General features: G+C 72.5%; 11 protein-coding genes and 1 pseudogene. 3 read left to right on the top strand and 9 right to left on the bottom strand.

Annotated features, from left to right (window positions below; translation table 11 throughout):
* Positions 1 to 6: 6 nt before the first annotated feature.
* From PUR26_RS21135 to PUR26_RS21170, 8 genes are all read right to left on the bottom strand, one after another.
* Positions 7 to 1,218 (bottom strand): phosphoglycerate kinase, encoded by a 1,212-nt coding sequence (locus PUR26_RS21135; protein ID WP_329874007.1) that lies wholly within the window; start codon positions 1,216 to 1,218, stop codon positions 7 to 9.
* 105 nt (positions 1,219 to 1,323) lie between these two features.
* Positions 1,324 to 2,334, bottom strand: a complete 1,011-nt coding sequence (gap, locus tag PUR26_RS21140) for a type I glyceraldehyde-3-phosphate dehydrogenase (protein ID WP_329874008.1) — start codon at positions 2,332 to 2,334, stop codon at positions 1,324 to 1,326.
* Between the two features lie 183 nt (positions 2,335 to 2,517).
* Positions 2,518 to 5,469 (bottom strand): M14 family metallopeptidase, encoded by a 2,952-nt coding sequence (locus tag PUR26_RS21145; protein WP_329874009.1) that lies wholly within the window; start codon positions 5,467 to 5,469, stop codon positions 2,518 to 2,520.
* Between the two features lie 652 nt (positions 5,470 to 6,121).
* The gene (whiA, locus tag PUR26_RS21150) at positions 6,122 to 7,111 is read right to left on the bottom strand and encodes a DNA-binding protein WhiA (RefSeq protein ID WP_329874010.1); all 990 of its coding nucleotides are present in this window, start codon (positions 7,109 to 7,111) and stop codon (positions 6,122 to 6,124) included.
* Positions 7,102 to 8,124: a gluconeogenesis factor YvcK family protein gene (locus tag PUR26_RS21155; protein ID WP_329874011.1), complete on the bottom strand. Its 1,023-nt coding sequence runs from the start codon at positions 8,122 to 8,124 to the stop codon at positions 7,102 to 7,104. Before PUR26_RS21155 ends, whiA begins: the two co-directional genes overlap by 10 nt.
* Entirely contained in the window at positions 8,121 to 9,149 is a 1,029-nt protein-coding gene (gene rapZ / locus PUR26_RS21160; protein WP_329874012.1) for an RNase adapter RapZ, read from the bottom strand. Before rapZ ends, PUR26_RS21155 begins: the two co-directional genes overlap by 4 nt.
* Complete coding sequence (uvrC, locus tag PUR26_RS21165) at positions 9,146 to 11,272, bottom strand: excinuclease ABC subunit UvrC (protein ID WP_329874013.1); 2,127 nt, start codon at positions 11,270 to 11,272, stop codon at positions 9,146 to 9,148. The genes rapZ and uvrC overlap by 4 nt, the downstream gene beginning before the upstream one ends.
* 150 nt (positions 11,273 to 11,422) lie before the next feature.
* Positions 11,423 to 11,839 carry a hypothetical protein gene (locus PUR26_RS21170; protein WP_329874014.1) on the bottom strand — a complete coding sequence of 139 codons (417 nt, stop codon included), beginning with the start codon at positions 11,837 to 11,839 and terminating at the stop codon, positions 11,423 to 11,425.
* 224 nt (positions 11,840 to 12,063) lie between these two features.
* Between PUR26_RS21170 and PUR26_RS21175 the strand changes: the two genes are divergently transcribed.
* Entirely contained in the window at positions 12,064 to 13,026 is a 963-nt protein-coding gene (locus tag PUR26_RS21175; protein WP_329874015.1) for a hypothetical protein, read from the top strand.
* A gap of 201 nt (positions 13,027 to 13,227) precedes the next feature.
* Here PUR26_RS21175 and PUR26_RS21180 read toward each other — a convergent pair whose 3' ends face one another.
* Positions 13,228 to 13,659, bottom strand: coding sequence for a Rieske (2Fe-2S) protein (locus tag PUR26_RS21180; protein WP_329874016.1), 432 nt, complete (start codon positions 13,657 to 13,659; stop codon positions 13,228 to 13,230).
* Positions 13,660 to 13,772: 113 nt separating this feature from the next.
* On the opposite strand from PUR26_RS21180, the pseudogene PUR26_RS21185 reads away from it, so the two are divergent.
* Both PUR26_RS21185 and PUR26_RS21190 read left to right on the top strand, forming a co-directional pair.
* Positions 13,773 to 14,663, top strand: a pseudogene (locus PUR26_RS21185) (carbohydrate kinase family protein); the annotation flags it as partial.
* A 33-nt stretch (positions 14,664 to 14,696) separates the two neighbouring features.
* The gene (locus PUR26_RS21190; protein WP_329874282.1) at positions 14,697 to 15,044 is read left to right on the top strand and encodes a DUF4180 domain-containing protein; all 348 of its coding nucleotides are present in this window, start codon (positions 14,697 to 14,699) and stop codon (positions 15,042 to 15,044) included.
* Positions 15,045 to 15,095 lie beyond the last annotated feature (51 nt).

The raw sequence follows: 15,095 nt of genomic DNA on the forward strand, positions 1-15,095 counted from the left end.
TAAGGGTCAGTCCTCCAAAGCGGCGAGGCCGGGAAGCGTCTTGCCCTCGAGGTATTCGAGGCTCGCGCCGCCACCGGTCGAGATGTGGCCGAATGCCTTCTCGTCGAAGCCCAGGATCCGGACGGCCGCGGCGGAGTCTCCGCCGCCGACGACCGTGAAGGCCGGGGAGTCGACGAGCGCCTGGGCCACGGCCTTGGTGCCCTCGGCGTAGTCGGGGTGCTCGAAGACGCCCATCGGGCCGTTCCAGAAGACGGTGGCCGCGTCGGCGAGCTTCGATGCGTACAGCTTGCGGGTCTCCGGGCCGATGTCCAGGCCCTCCTGGTCGGCCGGGATGGCCGTCGCGGAGACCGTGGTGGGGTGGGCCGGGGCCTTGGTCTTCAGGTCCGGGAACTCGGAGGAGACCAGGACGTCGACGGGCAGGACGAACTCCACACCGCGCTCCGTGGCGCGCGCGAGGTACTCCTGGCAGACCGGGACCTGGTCCTCCTGGAGCAGGGAGATGCCGACCTCGTGGCCCTGGGCCTTGAGGAAGGTGTACGCCATGCCGCCACCGATCAGGATGCGGTCGGCCCGCTCCAGGAGGTGGTCGATGACTCCCAGCTTGTCGGACACCTTGGCGCCGCCGAGTACCACCACGTAGGGGCGCTTGACGTCGTCGGTGAGCTTGCGCAGGACGCCGACCTCGGTGGCGATCAGGTAGCCGGCGTACTGCGGGAGCAGACGGGGGAGGTCGTACACGGAGGCGTGCTTGCGGTGCACCGCGCCGAAGCCGTCGCCGACGTAGACATCGGCGAGCGCGGCGAGGCGGGAGGCGAACTCCGCGCGCTCGGCGTCGTCCTTGGACGTCTCACCGGGGTTGAAGCGGAGGTTCTCCAGGACCGCGACCTGGCCGCTGCCCAGCCCGTTGACGGCCTCGTGGGCCTCGGAGCCGATGGTGTCACCGGCGAAGGAGACGGGCGCGCCGAGCAGCTCACCGAGCCGGGCCGCGGCGAACCGCAGGGTGAAGGCGGGGTCCGGGGCTCCCTTGGGGCGGCCGAGGTGCGAGGCCACGACGACCTTGGCACCGGCGCCGGTCAGCGCCTTGATCGTCGGCAGGACGGCACGGATACGGCCGTCGTCGGTGATGGTGGAGCCGTCGAGCGGCACGTTGAGGTCGGCGCGGACGAAGACCCGCTTGCCCTCGACGCCCTGCGCGAGAAGTTCGTCGATCGTCTTCATGGGTTCTGTTACTCCTTGGAAAGTCGAGGCAAGCGACAGGGCTCGTACAGCGCGGCGTTGCGCTGCCCGAGCCCTGCCCTCACATCGAGGTGCCTGCCCTGGTGCTTAGAGCTGGCCGCCGACGAAGACGGTGAGGTCGACGAGGCGGTTGGAGTAACCCCACTCGTTGTCGTACCAGCCGAGGATCTTCACCGAGTTGCCCTCCTGGACCATGGTCAGGGAGGAGTCGAAGGTGCAGGAGGCCGGGTCGCTGACGATGTCCGAGGAGACGATCGGGTCCTCGGTGTAGGACAGGTAGCCCTTCAGGTCCCCGTCCTCGGAGGCCTTCTTGAACGCGGCGTTGACCTCGTCCTTGGTGACCTCGCGCTGGAGCGTCACGACGAGGTCGGTGGCCGAGCCGGTCGGGACGGGGACGCGCATGGCGATGCCGTCCAGCTTGCCCTTGAGCTGCGGGAGGACCAGGGCGGTGGCCTTGGCGGCACCGGTCGTGGTCGGGATGATGTTCTCGGCGGCGGCACGGGCGCGACGCAGGTCCGAGTGCGGGAAGTCCAAGATGCGCTGGTCGTTGGTGTACGCGTGGACCGTCGTCATCAGGCCCTTGACGATGCCGAAGTTCTCGTCGAGAACCTTGGCCATCGGCGCCACACAGTTGGTGGTGCAGGACGCGTTGGAGATGACGTGGTGGTTGGCCGCGTCGTACTTGTCCTGGTTGACGCCCATCACGATGGTGATGTCCTCGTCCTTGGCCGGGGCCGAGATGAGGACCTTCTTGGCGCCACCGGCGATGTGCTTCTCGGCGTCGGCCTTCTTGGTGAAGATGCCGGTCGACTCGATCACGATGTCGACGCCCAGCTCGCCCCAGGGGATGTCGGCCGGGTTGCGCTCGGACAGCACCTTGATGGTGTGGCCGTCGACGGTGATGGTGTCGGCGGTGTGGCTGACCTCTGCCTTGAGACGACCCAGAATGGTGTCGTACTTCAGCAGGTGGGCCGTGGTCGCAGTGTCACCCAGGTCGTTGACAGCCACGATCTCGATGTCTGCACCCTGCTCCAGCAGCGCGCGGAAGTAGTTACGACCGATGCGGCCAAAGCCGTTGATGCCTACGCGGATCGTCACGAAACCGATCTCCTCGTTGGTACGCCGGTTTTCGACGCCGGCGAGTTGTATGGGATGTCCCCGACCGCTTACGACCCTACCTCTCCCGAGGCGCCGGAGTGACATCGAGCGCACCCGTACGAACGGGGGCCCGTACCTACTGACGGGTACGGGCCCCGGGGGTGTTCCGGGTGCTACTCAGCGTCAATGACGGAGCGCGTCGAGCGCCTTTCCGATGACGTGTCCCCTCTCTTTCTCCGTGACGACGTGCTCCAGCCCGAAGCCGAGCAGCACGGTGTCGGGGGTGGTGACGGCCGCCTGGGAATGGAAGAGCGCGGGCGAGCGGAGCCAGTCGACCGCGTTGCCCGGGCTGCCGGCCGGGGCCCCGGGGACGGCCCAGGCGCCGAGCGAGCTCTCGAAGCCCTCGGCGTCCCGGCCGGCGCCGCCCACGACCAGTTCGGTGTCGTCGACGAAGGCGCCCATCTCCCCGGTTCCGGAGTCGGTGACGTACGAGAGGGAGAGCTCGACCTGCCGGCCCGCGTAGGCGCTCAGGTCGACGGCGGCCTGGCGCCAGCCGTTGGAGGCGCCGGTGAAGGCGTTCCAGGCACCGCTGGTGCCGGTGGCGGTGCAGCCGTCCTCCCCCGTACCGAGGTAACGGGCGAGCGCGGGGTGGCCTCCCACGTAGAAGCCCTCCTCGCACTGGGTGGGCACCTCGGTGGAGGTGTTGCCGTTGGCGTCGGGCAGGGTCGTCCAGTCCTCCTGGCCTGCCGTGCGGGCCTCGACGATCACATGGTCGTAGCCGGGCTCGGTGTCGTAGCTGATCTGGAACTCGAGGGTGGGCCGGTCCGCGGCGGCGACCCCGGTGAGGTCGACGGTGCGGCTCAGGCGCATCCAGGCGTCGTCGGCGTGCCGGGCCGCGGCGAAGGACGCCCCCTCGGACGGCTCGAAGGGGGTGCGGACGCCGGGGTAGTCCCCGGCCGCCGCGCTGCGGAACTGCGGGAACTCCTTCGGCGGCAGGGTGTCCGAGGTGACCGTGTAGGCGCCCGCGTCGTCCAGCGGGTTGCCCGCGGTCCCGGCGAGACCGGCCCGGGCCCCGGCGAACGGACCGGTACCGGCGAAGGACCCCGGCGTCTTCAGCCCTGCACGGTGATAGGCGCCGAGGTAGTACTGGGCGAAGTCGTTGGACAGCGCGCCGCCCAGGTCGACGAACCCGCCCGCCTGCTCGCCGGCGTTGATCAGCTTCCCGCCCTCGTTCAGGTAGGCGCGCACGGCGAGAGTGGTCGCCACGTCCGGCCGGTCCGCGCCGGTGTACCAGACGACGGTCCTGAAGTGCCGGAGCACTCCGAGCGCGTGCGGGGCGCCCTGGGTGGCGACGTCCCAGACGGCGGCCTTGCGGCCGTTGCCGGCGAGCGCCCCGACGTACGCCCGGGCGTGCCGCGCGGGCCCGCTGCCGCCCTCCTCGGCGAGCACCAGCGTGTCACCGCGGGGCCGCTCGGCGATCGTGTACGTGAAGGGGGTGGAGGAGACGCGCTCGCCCTCCTTCGTACGGGCGGTGAACCAGACCTCGACCTTGTCGCCCGGTTCGCCGTCCCGCACCTCGGCCCGGTACTGGTCGTAGTAGATGTTGTCCTCGCCGCCGTAGGTCTCGCCGCCCTCCCAGGCGTCGAGCCGCTGGTCGTACGTACGGCCGCCGTTGACGCGGTACTTCAGCTCCTTGTCCCGCAGGGACTTGCGCGCGGTGACGGAGACCTCCTGGTCGCCGCCGCGCGCGTAGGAGGTGGCGAAGGCGTCCGGGACGAACGCCGGGGCGTCCGTGCCGACCGGGGAGACGGGGGTGTCCGGGCGGGCGGCGGACTCGGCGACGGCCAGCGCGAAGGGGATGTTCTTGGCGAACTCCTGCTGGATCAGCTTCTCGTCGTCGGGGAAGGTGAAGACGGACGCGCAGTCGGCCGGGTTCCAGGCGTCGGTGGGGTCCACCCGGGAGGCGGTGGCGCAGGTGGACATCTCCGGGGTGAACATCTGCATCCCGTTGACGTTGGCCGCGTGTCCGTCGGCCTCGCCGTTGGTGGTGTAGAGCTCGGAGGAGACCTGCGGGCGGTAGCCGGGGACGGCGGAGTTCGCGGGTGTGCCGGCGAGCGCCTTGAGGACGACGTCGTCCGGGGTGTCCGTGGCCACCTGCCAGCCCACGCCGTAGAGCAGCAGCTGGGCGGCGGAGTGGTAGTTGATGCCGTACTGGAAGCCGATGCGCTTCTGGAAGGCGTCGAGCGCCTTCGTCTCCGGCTCGGACATGGGGCCCGTGCCGCGGTACGTCTCGTCGGCCGCGTCGGGGGACGAACCCTCGTTGTCGTAGCCCCACTTGTAGGCGAAGTTCCGGTTGAGGTCCACGCCGTCACCGGGTGTGGTCACACCGTCGCCGTTGTTGTCACGGAGGTTCTTGCGCCACTGGCGCTCCCCGTCCGGTGCGTGGGTGTGGTCGTAGCCGTCCGGGTTGGCGGAGAGCACGAACCACAGTTCGGTGGTGTCGACGATCCGCGTGATGCGGGGGTCCTTGCCGTACCGCGCCAGGTAGTGGTGGAGGAGACGCCGCGTCATCTCGGGGGTGATCCACTCACGGGCGTGCTGGTTGGAGAGGTACAGGGTGGCCGGTCTGGTGCCGTCCTTGTGCTTCTTGGCGCCCTTGGTCAGCTTGAGGGCGAGGATGTCCTGGCCCTTGAGGGTCTTGCCGATGCTGACGACCTTGGTGAGGGCGGGGTTGGCCCGGGCGGTCTCCAGGATCTCCTTCTTGAGCCCCTTGTCCCCGCCGTAGGGCCGGAACACACCGTCGCCGGCGGCTGCGAGACGCTTCTCGGCGGCGGCCGGAAGGTTGTGCTCGGTGATGCTGACACCCTTGTCGCGCAGCGCCCCCGCCTGCTCGCCGGTGAGGTACAACTCGACCGTGGCAGAGCCCTGTTCGGGCACCTGTTCGCTGAGCTCATGGCCGTCGGTACCGGCTTCGAGGAGCAGCGGTATCTGGCTCCTGGCCACCTTCGCGTGCCATACGGAGATGCTGTCGCCGTCCCCGCCGTCCTTCTGCTCGGATCCGGCGGCGGGTGCCGCCGCCAGACCGGCCATCAGCAGTGAAGCCGCGGCGAGGATCGATCTCGCTCTGCGTCTCATGAGCCCCCCTTGCTGTTGTCTGCCACGAAAGTGGACAGACGCCAGGCTCATGACCGTTCATGATCATGTCAAGACTGCGTCAGGGGCGGCGGTCGGCGGTGGCCGAAGCGCGTACGGAAGCCGCCGGCGGCGCCTGCGGAGACCCGGCCGCCGGGGGGGCCGGGCAGGCGTGCGGGGGCGGGCGGGGGGGGCGGGGGGGGGCGGGGGGGGAGCGCCCAGCGCGCGGACGGGCGCGGGCGCGGGATCACGCGGGATCACGCGGGGGGACACGGGGCGTGGGAGTTCGGCGCGTGGGAGTTCGGCCTCCGGCGACGAGGGCGGGCCGGGAAGAGCGGGGAAGGGCGGCGGGACGGTCGGCTGCCTGCCCGGGCCCCGGGCGGGCCGGGGACGGCCCGGGCGTGCGACGGGCGAGCCCTGGCAGGCCGGACGACCGTACGCCGCGATCACATACCGGGCGGGCCGGGGGTGGTGGTCGAACGGCCGATCACGTGCCGGGCGGGCCCCGGGGGTGCGAGCGCGGGGCGGGCCGGTCGGGCCACGGCCGGGCGGTGGCGGGACGCCGGACAGCCGGGCACCGCTCATGTGCCCAGCGGTCGGCCACCGAGCCGACCGCGTGCCGGCCGGACGGCGTTCCCCGCGTCGATGCGGCGGATCAGCCCACGAGCCCGTCCGCCATCTCCTCGGTCAGGTTGGACTCCGTACCGGGGATGCCGAGGTCCTGCGCCCGCTTGTCGGCCATCGCCAGCAGGCGGCGGATCCGGCCCGCGACCGCGTCCTTGGTCAGCGGCGGCTCGGCGAGCGCGCCCAGCTCCTCCAGCGACGCCTGCTTGTGCTCCATGCGCAGGCGTCCGGCCGCGGCGAGGTGCTCGGGCACCTCTTCGCCGAGGATCTCCAGGGCGCGCTGCACCCGGGCCCCGGCCGCCACCGCGGCGCGCGCCGAGCGGCGGAGATTGGCGTCGTCGAAGTTGGCCAGGCGGTTGGCGGTGGCCCGGACCTCGCGGCGCATCCGGCGCTCCTCCCAGGCCAGCACCGACTCGTGCGCGCCGAGCCGGGTCAGCAGGGCGCCGATCGCGTCCCCGTCCCGTACCACCACCCGGTCCACGCCCCGTACCTCGCGGGCCTTGGCCGCGATGGAGAGCCGACGGGCGGCGCCGACCAGTGCCAGCGCGGCCTCGGGACCCGGGCAGGTGACCTCCAGCGAGGAGGAGCGGCCCGGTTCGGTGAGGGAACCGTGGGCCAGGAAGGCACCCCGCCAGGCGGCCTCCGCGTCGCAGGTGGCGCCGGAGACGACCTGCGGCGGCAGACCCCGGATGGGACGGCCCCGGCCGTCGACCAGGCCGGTCTGGCGCGCCAGCTGGTCGCCGCCCGCCACCACCCGCACCACGAAGCGGGAGCCGCGGCGCAGCCCGCCGGGGGCCATCACGATGAGCTCGGAGTTGTGGCCGAAGATCTCCGCGACGTCCCGCTTCAGACGGCGCGCCGCCATCGCGGTGTCCAGCTCCGCCTCGATCACGATCCGGCCGCTCACCAGGTGCAGCCCGCCCGCGAACCGCAGGATCGACGAGACCTCTGCCTTTCTGCAGCAGGTCCGGGTGACGGGGAGCCGGGAGATCTCATCCTTCACCGCTGCCGTCATCGCCATGGGCCGATCCTTCCATGCATCCGAAAAATACGGTCGTACGCGGCGGCCAACAGCTCCGGGTCGTGCTTCGGCGAGCCGTCCTTCATGGCCACAGGGGCCAGCTCGACCGCGGCACCGAGACGCTTTGCGGCGTCCGCGAGGGACTCGCGGTCGGGTACGGCGGCCTCGTCGGCCAGCACCACGTCCAGGGCGAGTTTAGGGGCGTGTCGTCCCAAAACCTCCAAATGACGCTGCGGAGAGAAGCCCTCGGTTTCACCGGGTTGCGGCGCGAGGTTCAGGGAGAGGACCCGGCGCGCCTTGGTCTCGACGAGCGCGTCCAGCAACTCGGGCACCAGGAGGTGCGGAATCACCGAGGAGAACCAGGAGCCCGGGCCCAGCACCACCCAGTCGGCGTCCAGGACGGCGGCGACCGCCTCGGGGACGGCCGGCGGGTCGTTCGGCACCAGGTGCACGGACTGCACCTCGCCCGGTGTGAGCGCCACGGTCGCCTGGCCGCGGACGGTGTCCACGTCCTCCGGGCGCTCCGGGTCATGGCCCTTGACCAGGGCCTGGAGCTCCAGCGGCACGGCGGACATGGGCAGCACCCGGCCTTGTGCGCCCAGCAGCCTGCCGACCAGGTCCAGCGCCTGGACATGGTCGCCGAGCTGCTCCCACAGGGCGACGATCAGCAGGTTGCCGACCGCGTGCTCGTGCAGATCGCCCTTGGACTGGAAGCGGTGCTGGATGACCCGCGACCAGGTCTGGCCCCAGTCGTCGTCGCCGCACAGCGCCGCGAGGGCCTTGCGCAGGTCCCCGGGGGGCAGCACGCCCAGCTCCTCCCGGAGCCGGCCGCTGGATCCGCCGTCGTCGGCGACCGTGACCACGGCGGTCAGGTCGCCGGTGATCCGGCGCAGTGCGGCGAGGGAGGCGGACAGGCCCATGCCCCCGCCCAGTGCGACGACCTTGGGCTGGGCGCCGCGCCTGCGGAGCGTACGTACCGAAAGGGTGCTCGTACGCCGACGGTACGGCCTCACTCGCGCCCCATGTCCCGGTGGACGACGACGGTCTCGACCCCTTCCGAGGCGAGCCTGGCGGCGAGCTTCTCCGACATGGCGACGGAGCGGTGCTTGCCGCCCGTGCAACCCACGGCGACCGTGACGTACCTCTTGCCCTCGCGGCGGTAGCCGGTGGAGATCAGCTGGAGGAGCTCGGTGTACTGGTCGAGGAACTCCTTGGCGCCCGGCTGGTTGAAGACATAGCCCGACACCTCCTCGTTGAGCCCGGTGTACGGGCGCAGCTCGGGGACCCAGTGCGGGTTGGGCAGGAAGCGGCAGTCGACCACCAGGTCCGCGTCGACCGGCAGGCCGTACTTGTAGCCGAACGACATGACGGTGGCGCGCAGCTCCGGCTCCTCGTCGCCCGCGAACTGGGCGTCCATCTTGGCGCGCAGTTCGTGCACGTTGAGGCTGGAGGTGTCGATCACCAGATCGGCGTCGCCGCGCAGCTCGCGCAGCAGGTCGCGCTCGGCGGCGATGCCGTCGACGATCCGGCCGTCGCCCTGGAGGGGGTGGGGGCGGCGCACCGACTCGAAGCGGCGGACCAGGGCGTCGTCGGACGACTCCAGGAAGACGATCCGCCGGGTGACCTGCTTGGCGTCGAGGTCCGCGAGCGACTCCCGCAGGTTGTCGAAGAACTGGCGTCCACGCACGTCCACGACGACGGCGATACGCGCCACATTGCCCTGGGAACGGGCGCCGAGCTCCACCATGGTGGGGATCAGCGCGGGCGGCAGGTTGTCGACGACGAACCAGCCGAGGTCCTCCAGACACTTGGCGGCGGTGCTGCGGCCGGCGCCTGACATGCCTGAGATGATCACCAGCTCGGGGATGGCCGCCTCGGCGGCCCCGCCGGGCTCCAACGTCGTGCCCGTACTCACGTGTGCTGCTCCGTCTTCTCGCTGTGCCGCTTCTTGCTGTGCCGCTTCGTGCTGCGGGGCGCCGCTCTCCGCCGTGGTGCCACGCACCACGTCCCGCTGCGCTTCCGGGTCGTGCTCACTCATGGCGTTCCCCCGTCGTCGTCTTCAATGATCTCTCCTGTCGCCGTGTTCACGGCGGGGGCGGCCGGGGCCGCCTGCGCGAGGGCCACGGCCACGGCTTCGGCGGTCTTCCGGCCGAGCCCCGGCACCTCGCAGATCTGCTCGATTGTCGCCTGCCGCAGCCGCTTCACCGAGCCGAAGTACTTGATCAGCGCCTGCTTGCGGGTCTCGCCGAGGCCGGGCACGTCGTCCAGGGGGCTGGTCCTGATGCGGGCCTTGCGCTTGGAGCGCTGGTAGCGGATGGCGAAGTCGTGGGCCGTGTCACGGACCCGCTGGAGGAGGTAGAGGCCCTCGCTGGAGCGCGGCAGGACGACCGGGTCGTCGTCGCCGGGCAGCCACACCTCCTCGAGCCGCTTGGCGAGGCCGCAGACGGCTATGTCGTCGATGCCGAGCTCGTCGAGGGCCCGCCGGGCGGCGGCCACCTGGGGCTGTCCGCCGTCGACCACGATGAGCTGGGGAGGGTACGCGAACTTCTTGGGCCTGCCGTCGTCCTCGGTCGGCGCGGGCCCTTCGATGTCGTACGCGCCGTCCGCGGCGGCGGCCTCGGCAGCGCCGTTCACCGGGGCGGAGGCGGCCACGGCAGCACCGTTCGCCGGGGCGGAGGCGGCGGAGGCGGTTTCGGCGGGATCCGTTCCGCCGGAGGTTCCCGCGCCCTCCCCGCCGGGAACGACCCACTCCCCCGTCCGTTCCTTCTCGGCGAGGTAGCGCCTGAAGCGCCGGGTGATCACCTCGTGCATGGAGCGGACGTCGTCCTGGCCCTCGAAGCCCTTGATCTGGAAGCGGCGGTACTCGCTCTTGCGGGGCAGGCCGTCCTCGAAGACGACCATGGAGGCGACGACGTCCTCTCCCTGGAGGTGCGAGACGTCGAAGCACTCGATGCGCAGCGGCGCGGCGTCCAGGCCGAGGGCCTCCGCGATCTCCTCCAGGGCGCGGGAGCGGGTGGTCAGGTCGCTGGCGCGCTTGGTCTTGTGCAGGACGAGGGCGTGCTGGGCGTTGCGCTCCACCGTGGCCATCAGGTCCTTCTTGTCGCCCCGCTGCGGCACGCGCAGGGACACCGCCGAGCCGCGCCGCCCGCCGAGCCACTGGGTGACGGCTTCCGGATCCTCGGGGAGGGCCGGGACGAGGACCTCCTTCGGGACGGCGTCGCCGCTCTCCTCGCCGTACAGCTGCTGGAGCGCGTGCTCGACGAGGCCCGCCGTGTCGACGGCCTCGACCTTGTCGGTGACCCAGCCGCGCTGGCCGCGCACCCGGCCGCCCCGGACGTGGAAGATCTGGACGGCCGCTTCCAGCTCGTCCTCGGCGACGGCGATCAGGTCCGCGTCGGTCGCGTCGGCGAGGACCACGGCGCTCTTCTCCATGGCCCGCTTGAGGGCTTCCACGTCGTCACGCAGCCGGGCCGCCCTCTCGTACTCCATGTCCTCGGCCGCCAGCATCATGTCCTTCTCCAGGCGGCGGATGTAGGTGCCGGTGCGGCCGGCCATGAAGTCGCAGAAGTCCTCGGCCAGTTCGTGGTGCTCCTGCGGGGTGACCCGGCCCACGCACGGGGCCGAGCACTTGCCGATGTAGCCCAGGAGGCAGGGGCGCCCGGTGCGGGCGGCGTTCCTGAACACCCCGGCGGAGCAGGTGCGCACCGGAAAGACCCGCAGCAGCAGGTCGACCGTCTCCCGGATGGCCCACGCGTGTCCGTACGGGCCGAAGTACCTGACGCCCTTCTTCTTCTGGCCGCGCATGACCTGGACGCGCGGGAACTCCTCGCCGAGCGTGACGGCCAGATAGGGATAGCTCTTGTCGTCCCGGTACTTGACGTTGAACCGCGGATCGAATTCCTTGATCCAGGTGTACTCCAGCTGAAGCGCCTCGACCTCGGTGGAGACGACCGTCCACTCCACGGAGGCAGCCGTGGTGACCATCGTGCGCGTGCGCGGGTGCAGGCCCGCCAGGTCCTGGAAGTAGCTGGCGAGCCGCTGGCGCAGGGACTTCGCCTTCCCGACGTAGATCACCCGGCGGTGCTCGTCGCGGAATTTGTAGACCCCTGGCGAGTCGGGGATCTGTCCCGGCTTGGGGCGGTAGCTGGAGGGGTCTGCCATGCCACACACCCTACTTGCGCCCACCGACACTCCGGGCGCCCGCGGAGCACCTCCGATGGGGTCGGAGACGCTCCGCCGGTGGGGTCGGCGCCCGCCTGCGCCGGTGCCGGTCCGCGCGACGCGCGCGCGGGGTCCGTACACCGGCGAGGATCATGGCGGCGGCCGGCGCGACGCCGGGGGCCACCGGGGTGACGGCCGGACCGGCCAGTGGCGCCCGGGCCGCCGCCGGGCCGCCGGACGCGTCCCGCCCGGGTGCCGGACCGGCCTGGCCGGGGCCGGCCTGGGCGGACCGGCCTGCCCGCGGTCGAAGGCGGTGTCGCAGAACCGGTTCCGGGTGAGGGTGCGGCCGAACCAGGTGGCGAGGGCGTCGCCGGCGGCGGCCCGGCACCAGCTCGTCTTCTGCTCGGCCCGCATGGTGATGTCCAGACGCTTGTGCGTGAGGGCGGACGGGTGGTCGTCGGGCGAGGCGTCGGTGGCGGATACCGGCGCCATGAGCGGCACCGCGGCGAGGATCGCCGCGAGGCCGGACGGTCTATGCGTGTTGCCGTGGGGGTTTCGGTCGCGCATCGCGTTCCTCCGGCCGGGGACGCGGGGAGGGAGGAGCGCGTCCGGACGCCGGTGAGGAGCATCGGCCGTTGTCGGGGGCAGGTCAACACGCTTCAATGCGGGGTGACAGCGCGCTGTGAACGGAGTGGTTGCCGGGTGAACGACCTCCGGGTCCCACCTGCCCGCCCGCCACCGCCGGCCCGCTGTCGCACCGCCCCGTCGTGAACGTTCACTGAGGAGTCCCCATGGGACACACCGAGGCCGATCTCGCACAGGCCCTGCGCACCGGTCCGTTCCATCTGGCGCTGCGCGCGGCCCTGGCCGCACGGGGACTCCCCCTCCAGCGGGTCCAGCACCATCTCGCCCATCGCGGCATCAAGGTCGGTGTGACGAGCCTGTGCTACTGGCAGCAGGGCGCCCGGCGCCCTCAGCGGCCGGAGTCGCTCAAGGCCGTACGCGCCCTGGAGGAGCTGCTCCAGCTGCCCGGCGACTCACTGATCCGGCTGCTCGGTGGGAGGGCCGGCACCGGTGGCACTGGTGGCACGGGAGGGGCGGGAGGCCGGGGCGACGCCGAGCGGCCGGCGACCCGTTCCTACCGGTCGCCGGTGGAGCCGTCGGGCGCGGTCGAGGAGCTGATCGCGGGCCTGGAGTCACCCGCCGACGGCGGGCTGCACACCGTGGGGCACCACGAGCGGGTCCGGATCGGAGCGGGGCGGGAGCTGCTCGGCCGCGACTCCCGGCAGGTGGTGCGGGCCCATCGCGACGGGGTCGACCGCTATCTGGCGATCCACCTCGGCGACCCCGGCTGCGACCCGCTGCGGGTGGTGGTGCGGGCCGGGGACAACTGCCGTACCGGGCGGGTCCGCCGCCACGTGGAGTCCGGCGTCGTGGTCGCCGAGCTGCTCTTCGACGCCCGGCTCCGGGCCGGGGAGACGTACGTCTTCCAGTACGGCTTCGAGGACGGCACCGGTGGGCCCAGCGCCGAGTACGTGCGCGGGTTCGGCTTCGCGGGTGGGCAGTACGTGCTCCAGGTCCGGTTCCACGAGGACGCCCTGCCGGTGCGCTGCCGGCGCTTCTCCCAGACGTCGACGGGCGCCCCGCGGGGCGGGCGCGGGGACCTGACCCTGAGCGGCCGCCACCGTACGGTCCACTTCGTGGAACAGGGCGTGCGACCGGGGATCCTGGGAATCGACTGGGACTGGGAGTAGCCGGCCCGGCTCGCCCCCCGTCCCGGCCCGGTCCCGAAGGCGTGCCGGGGCCGGGAGCGACGGGCCGGTGTGCCGGGGCCGAGCCGGGGGGCGCGAGGCCGGGGGGCGCGAGGCCGCGGGCCGGGCACGCGATCACCGGCCTCCGGTCGCCGGTCGCCGGTCGCCGGTCGCCGCCAGGGTGATCGGGCGGCGACGGGAGGGTCAGGCGGCGTCGGGGCCCGCCACCAGCTCGCCGTTCGTGATCTTGACCGGGACCTCGGGCAGCGGCACGGTCGCCGGGCCCTTGAGCGCCTTGCCGGTGGTGACGTCGAAGCGGCTGCCGTGACAGGGGCAGTTGCCCTCCAGGCCCTCGACCTTGTCCAGCACGCAGCCCGCGTGGGTGCACTGCGCGCTGAACGCCCTGTACTGGCCCTTGGCCGGGCAGCTCACCACCACGCGCTGCTCCCGGTACAGCTTCGCCCCGCCGACCGGGACCTCCTCCGCCGCGCCCAGGCTCACCGGGGCGGTCGGGGTCGGGGTCTGGGCGTGGCCGAGCTTCGACTCGGTGGAGCAGGCAGCCACGCCGAGGCCGGCGGCTCCGGCGAGGGCGGCGCCTTTCAGCACGGTACGGCGGGCGGCGGGCTGGCCGGGCATGGGGACTCCACGTGGGGCGAGGGCGTCGGTGACGGAACCGACGATACCGGCGTAGATCGGAGGGCCTTCCGGGGGGCTGTCCCGGCCAGGGGCGATGGGTTACTTTCGGCCTCGTGATCGTCGTCGCCGGAGAGTCCCTGATCGACCTGGTCCCCGAGGCGGGCGCCACGTCCCCCTCGCCGCCGGCCGCGCTCGTGCCGCGGCTCGGCGGGGGTCCGTACAACACGGCGGTGGCGCTGGGGCGCCTGGGCGCGCGGGCGGCGTTCTGCTCCCGCGTCTCGACGGACGCCTTCGGCGAGGCGCTGCTGGAGGGCCTGCGCGCGGCGGACGTGGCCACCGCTCTCGTCCAGCGCGGGCCGGAGCCGACGACGCTGGCGGTCGCCTCGGTCGGGCCGGACGGGTCGGCGCGTTACGGCTTCTACGCCGAGGGCACGGCCGACCGGCTCTTCGAGCTGCCCGACCGGCTGCCGGAGGAGGTGCGGGCGATCTCGTTCGGCACCTGCTCGCTGGCGCTGGAGCCCGGCGCGAGCGCCTACGAGGCGCTGCTGCGCCGGGAGGCGGGGCGGGGGCTGCTCACCCTGCTCGACCCGAACATCCGGCCCGGCCTGATCCCGGACGCCGACGCGTTCCGGGCTCGGTTCACGGGCTGGCTGCCCCATGTCTCGGTGCTGAAACTCTCCGAGGAGGACGCGCGGTGGCTGGGCGGCTCGCCCGAGGAGTGGCTGGCGCGGGGGCCGTCGGCGGTCGTGCTGACCAGGGGCCCGCAGGGGCTGACGGTGTGGACGGGGGAGCTCTCCGTATCGGTGCCGGCCGTCCCGGTGGGGATCGCGGACACCATCGGTGCGGGTGACACCGTGAACGCGGCGCTGCTGCACGGTCTGGCCGGCCGCTCCCCCGGTGTGCTGGACGCGGCCGCCTGGAGGGAGCTTCTGGACTTCGCGGCCAGAGCCGCGGCGCTCACCTGCTCGCGGCCGGGCGCCGAGCCTCCCTACGCCGCGGAGCTCACGACGACCGACGCCCTGGTGCCGGTGCGCGGTGTGCCCGCCTGGGTCTGGGCGTCGCACGGGCCTTCGCTGTCCGGCCGCCGTTCGGCGCTGGACCTGATCGGCGAGGCCGGGGGGCGGGGTGCCGAACTGGTCGTGGTTCCGGTGGAACGGGTCGCGGACGCGTTCTTCTCCCCGCGTACGGGGATGGCCCAGGAGGTGGAGCGGAGCTTCGCCGGCCACGGGATGCGGCTGGCGATCGTGGGGGACGTCTCCCGCCATATGACGGGGAGCCCGTCGCTGAGCGACTTCGTGCGCGAGAGGGATCGTGGTGGCCGGCTGTGGTTCGCCCCGACGTTCCCCGCCCTCGCCGAACGCCTGGCGCGCGGATCCGCCCCCTGACGACCGCCGCCGGCCCTCCCCTTCCCGCCGCCCCCGCACCGCGCCGTGGAA

The sequence above is a fragment of the Streptomyces sp. SP18CS02 genome (assembly GCF_036322365.1).
Taxonomy (GTDB): Bacteria; Actinomycetota; Actinomycetes; order Streptomycetales; family Streptomycetaceae; genus Streptomyces.

Coding starts and splice junctions, on each gene's coding strand:
- PUR26_RS21135 (WP_329874007.1), bottom strand. CDS start 1,218: ATGAAGACGATCGACGAACTTCTCGCGCAGGGCGTCGAGGGCAAGCGG.
- PUR26_RS21145 (WP_329874009.1), bottom strand. CDS start 5,469: ATGAGACGCAGAGCGAGATCGATCCTCGCCGCGGCTTCACTGCTGATG.
- whiA (WP_329874010.1), bottom strand. CDS start 7,111: ATGGCGATGACGGCAGCGGTGAAGGATGAGATCTCCCGGCTCCCCGTC.
- rapZ (WP_329874012.1), bottom strand. CDS start 9,149: ATGAGTGAGCACGACCCGGAAGCGCAGCGGGACGTGGTGCGTGGCACC.
- uvrC (WP_329874013.1), bottom strand. CDS start 11,272: ATGGCAGACCCCTCCAGCTACCGCCCCAAGCCGGGACAGATCCCCGAC.
- PUR26_RS21170 (WP_329874014.1), bottom strand. CDS start 11,839: ATGCGCGACCGAAACCCCCACGGCAACACGCATAGACCGTCCGGCCTC.
- PUR26_RS21175 (WP_329874015.1), top strand. CDS start 12,064: ATGGGACACACCGAGGCCGATCTCGCACAGGCCCTGCGCACCGGTCCG.
- PUR26_RS21180 (WP_329874016.1), bottom strand. CDS start 13,659: ATGCCCGGCCAGCCCGCCGCCCGCCGTACCGTGCTGAAAGGCGCCGCC.